At 49.7% G+C, this 5,057-nt stretch carries 1 tRNA gene and 3 rRNA genes; all 4 read right to left on the reverse strand.

What is annotated here, in order from left to right:
- Nucleotide 1: 1 nt before the first annotated feature.
- Nucleotides 2-117 (reverse strand): 5S ribosomal RNA (gene rrf / locus QM877_RS10030).
- 78 nt (nt 118-195) lie between these two features.
- A 23S ribosomal RNA gene (locus tag QM877_RS10035) occupies nt 196-3,097 on the reverse strand.
- A gap of 125 nt (nt 3,098-3,222) precedes the next feature.
- A tRNA-Ala gene (locus QM877_RS10040) sits at nt 3,223-3,295 on the reverse strand.
- Between the two features lie 50 nt (nt 3,296-3,345).
- Nucleotides 3,346-4,891 (reverse strand): 16S ribosomal RNA (locus QM877_RS10045).
- The 16S, 23S and 5S rRNA genes sit together here with 1 tRNA gene alongside, the layout of an rRNA operon.
- Nucleotides 4,892-5,057 lie beyond the last annotated feature (166 nt).

Raw genomic sequence — 5,057 nt, forward strand, 5'->3', positions numbered from 1 at the left:
AGCTAAGCGACTTCCTTATCTCACAGGGGGCAACCCCCAACTACTTCCGGCGTTCTAGGGCTTAACTTCTGTGTTCGGCATGGGTACAGGTGTATCTCCTAGGCTATCGTCACTTAACTTTGAGTAATACCTACTCAAAATTGAATATCTATCAAATTCCAAGAAAATCCTTCACACTTCGTATTCTCAGTTACTTTGGATAAGTCCTCGAGCTATTAGTATTAGTCCGCTACATGTGTCGCCACACTTCCACTTCTAACCTATCTACCTGATCATCTCTCAGGGCTCTTACTGATATAAAATCATGGGAAATCTCATCTTGAGGTGGGTTTCACACTTAGATGCTTTCAGCGTTTATCCCTTCCCTACATAGCTACCCAGCGATGCCTTTGGCAAGACAACTGGTACACCAGCGGTAAGTCCACTCTGGTCCTCTCGTACTAGGAGCAGATCCTCTCAAATTTCCTACGCCCGCGACGGATAGGGACCGAACTGTCTCACGACGTTCTGAACCCAGCTCGCGTGCCGCTTTAATGGGCGAACAGCCCAACCCTTGGGACCGACTACAGCCCCAGGATGCGACGAGCCGACATCGAGGTGCCAAACCTCCCCGTCGATGTGAACTCTTGGGGGAGATAAGCCTGTTATCCCCAGGGTAGCTTTTATCCGTTGAGCGATGGCCCTTCCATACGGAACCACCGGATCACTAAGCCCGACTTTCGTCCCTGCTCGAGTTGTAGCTCTCGCAGTCAAGCTCCCTTATACCTTTACACTCTGCGAATGATTTCCAACCATTCTGAGGGAACCTTTGGGCGCCTCCGTTACCTTTTAGGAGGCGACCGCCCCAGTCAAACTGCCCGTCAGACACTGTCTCCGATAGGGATCACCTATCTGGGTTAGAGTGGCCATAACACAAGGGTAGTATCCCAACAGCGTCTCCTTCGAAACTGGCGTCCCGATCTCTTAGACTCCTACCTATCCTGTACATGTGGTACAGACACTCAATATCAAACTGCAGTAAAGCTCCATGGGGTCTTTCCGTCCTGTCGCGGGTAACCTGCATCTTCACAGGTACTAAAATTTCACCGAGTCTCTCGTTGAGACAGTGCCCAAATCATTACGCCTTTCGTGCGGGTCGGAACTTACCCGACAAGGAATTTCGCTACCTTAGGACCGTTATAGTTACGGCCGCCGTTTACTGGGGCTTCAATTCATACCTTCGCTTACGCTAAGCACTCCTCTTAACCTTCCAGCACCGGGCAGGCGTCACCCCCTATACATCATCTTACGATTTAGCAGAGAGCTGTGTTTTTGATAAACAGTTGCTTGGGCCTATTCACTGCGGCTGACTTAAAGTCAGCACCCCTTCTCCCGAAGTTACGGGGTCATTTTGCCGAGTTCCTTAACGAGAGTTCTCTCGCTCACCTGAGGCTACTCGCCTCGACTACCTGTGTCGGTTTGCGGTACGGGTAGAGTATGTTTAAACGCTAGAAGCTTTTCTTGGCAGTGTGACGTCACTAACTTCGCTACTAAACTTCGCTCCCCATCACAGCTCAATGTTATAGAACTAAGCATTTAACTCAATTCACACCTCACTGCTTAGACAGACACTTCCAATCGTCTGCTTTAGTTAGCCTACTGCGTCCCTCCATCACTACATACTCTAGTACAGGAATATCAACCTGTTGTCCATCGGATACACCTTTCGGTCTCTCCTTAGGTCCCGACTAACCCAGGGCGGACGAGCCTTCCCCTGGAAACCTTAGTCTTACGGTGGACAGGATTCTCACCTGTCTTTCGCTACTCATACCGGCATTCTCACTTCTATGCGTTCCAGCACTCCTCACGGTACACCTTCTTCACACATAGAACGCTCTCCTACCATACCTATAAAGGTATCCACAGCTTCGGTAAATTGTTTTAGCCCCGGTACATTTTCGGCGCAGGGTCACTCGACTAGTGAGCTATTACGCACTCTTTGAATGAATAGCTGCTTCTAAGCTAACATCCTAGTTGTCTGTGCAACCCCACATCCTTTTCCACTTAACAATTATTTTGGGACCTTAGCTGGTGGTCTGGGCTGTTTCCCTTTCGACTACGGATCTTAGCACTCGCAGTCTGACTGCCGACCATAATTCATTGGCATTCGGAGTTTATCTGAGATTGGTAATCCGGGATGGACCCCTCACCCAAACAGTGCTCTACCTCCAAGAATCTCTAATGTCGACGCTAGCCCTAAAGCTATTTCGGAGAGAACCAGCTATCTCCAAGTTCGTTTGGAATTTCTCCGCTACCCACAAGTCATCCAAGCACTTTTCAACGTGCCCTGGTTCGGTCCTCCAGTGCGTCTTACCGCACCTTCAACCTGCTCATGGGTAGGTCACATGGTTTCGGGTCTACGACATGATACTAAGACGCCCTATTCAGACTCGGTTTCCCTACGGCTCCGTCTCTTCAACTTAACCTCGCATCATATCGTAACTCGCCGGTTCATTCTACAAAAGGCACGCTCTCACCCATTAACGGGCTCGAACTTGTTGTAGGCACACGGTTTCAGGTTCTATTTCACTCCCCTCCCGGGGTGCTTTTCACCTTTCCCTCACGGTACTGGTTCACTATCGGTCACTAGGGAGTATTTAGGGTTGGGAGATGGTCCTCCCAGATTCCGACGGGATTTCACGTGTCCCGCCGTACTCAGGATACTGCTAGGTACAAAGACTATTTTGAATACGAGGCTATCACTCTCTTTGGCTGATTTTCCCAAACCATTCTTCTATAATCTTTGAGTCCACATTGCAGTCCTACAACCCCGAAGAGTAAACTCTTCGGTTTGCCCTTCTGCCGTTTCGCTCGCCGCTACTAAGGCAATCGCTTTTGCTTTCTCTTCCTGCAGCTACTTAGATGTTTCAGTTCACTGCGTCTTCCTCCTCATATCCTTAACAGATATGGGTAACAGGTAGTACCTGTTGGGTTCCCCCATTCGGAAATCCCTGGATCATCGCTTACTTACAGCTACCCAAGGCATATCGTCGTTTGTCACGTCCTTCTTCGGCTCCTAGTGCCAAGGCATCCACCGTGCGCCCTTATTAACTTAACCTTATTTTTCTGACCTTTCAGTCATAAACTCTTATTAATACTACAGCGTTTTCGGTTTATTTTCTTGTTACTATTTGATATAGATATTCAATTTTCAATGTGCATTACTTGGTGATCTCTCACCAATGGAGCCTAGCGGGATCGAACCGCTGACCTCCTGCGTGCAAAGCAGGCGCTCTCCCAGCTGAGCTAAGGCCCCACAAGACCTCTCAAGACTAAACAAGACCAATGTGCATTCCTTATCCTTAGAAAGGAGGTGATCCAGCCGCACCTTCCGATACGGCTACCTTGTTACGACTTCACCCCAATCATCTATCCCACCTTAGGCGGCTGGCTCCAAATGGTTACCTCACCGACTTCGGGTGTTACAAACTCTCGTGGTGTGACGGGCGGTGTGTACAAGGCCCGGGAACGTATTCACCGCGGCGTGCTGATCCGCGATTACTAGCGATTCCGACTTCATGTAGGCGAGTTGCAGCCTACAATCCGAACTGAGACTGGCTTTAAGAGATTAGCTTGCCGTCACCGACTTGCGACTCGTTGTACCAGCCATTGTAGCACGTGTGTAGCCCAGGTCATAAGGGGCATGATGATTTGACGTCATCCCCACCTTCCTCCGGTTTATTACCGGCAGTCTCGCTAGAGTGCCCAACTGAATGATGGCAACTAACAATAGGGGTTGCGCTCGTTGCGGGACTTAACCCAACATCTCACGACACGAGCTGACGACAACCATGCACCACCTGTCACCTCTGTCCCGAAGGAAAGCTCTATCTCTAGAGCGGTCAGAGGGATGTCAAGACCTGGTAAGGTTCTTCGCGTTGCTTCGAATTAAACCACATGCTCCACCGCTTGTGCGGGCCCCCGTCAATTCCTTTGAGTTTCAACCTTGCGGTCGTACTCCCCAGGCGGAGTGCTTAATGCGTTAGCTGCGGCACTAAACCCCGGAAAGGGTCTAACACCTAGCACTCATCGTTTACGGCGTGGACTACCAGGGTATCTAATCCTGTTTGCTCCCCACGCTTTCGAGCCTCAGCGTCAGTTACAAGCCAGAGAGCCGCTTTCGCCACCGGTGTTCCTCCATATATCTACGCATTTCACCGCTACACATGGAATTCCACTCTCCCCTCTTGCACTCAAGTTAAACAGTTTCCAAAGCGTACTATGGTTAAGCCACAGCCTTTAACTTCAGACTTATCTAACCGCCTGCGCTCGCTTTACGCCCAATAAATCCGGACAACGCTCGGGACCTACGTATTACCGCGGCTGCTGGCACGTAGTTAGCCGTCCCTTTCTGGTAAGATACCGTCACAGTGTGAACTTTCCACTCTCACACTCGTTCTTCTCTTACAACAGAGCTTTACGATCCGAAAACCTTCTTCACTCACGCGGCGTTGCTCGGTCAGACTTCCGTCCATTGCCGAAGATTCCCTACTGCTGCCTCCCGTAGGAGTCTGGGCCGTGTCTCAGTCCCAGTGTGGCCGATCACCCTCTCAGGTCGGCTATGTATCGTCGCCTTGGTGAGCCGTTACCTCACCAACTAGCTAATACAACGCAGGTCCATCTGGTAGTGATGCAATTGCACCTTTCAAGCAGATATCATGCAATATCTACTGTTATGCGGTATTAGCTATCGTTTCCAATAGTTATCCCCCGCTACCAGGCAGGTTACCTACGCGTTACTCACCCGTTCGCAACTCATCCGGAGAAGCAAGCTCCTCCTTCAGCGTTCTACTTGCATGTATTAGGCACGCCGCCAGCGTTCGTCCTGAGCCAGGATCAAACTCTCATTAAAAGTTTGAGTTCTCACTCATTTCTGTCACTGACAGATTTATTGTTTTTTCATTGTTCAGTACTACAACCTTAGTTGTAGTGCCCTGCACATTGGTTCGTCTTGTTCAGTTTTCAAAGGTCTTTGTCACTCACTTCTCTCAAGTGACAACTATATTAGTATATCACAG

The sequence above is a fragment of the Streptococcus infantis genome (genome assembly GCF_047463655.1).
GTDB lineage: Bacteria > Bacillota > Bacilli > Lactobacillales > Streptococcaceae > Streptococcus > Streptococcus infantis_Z.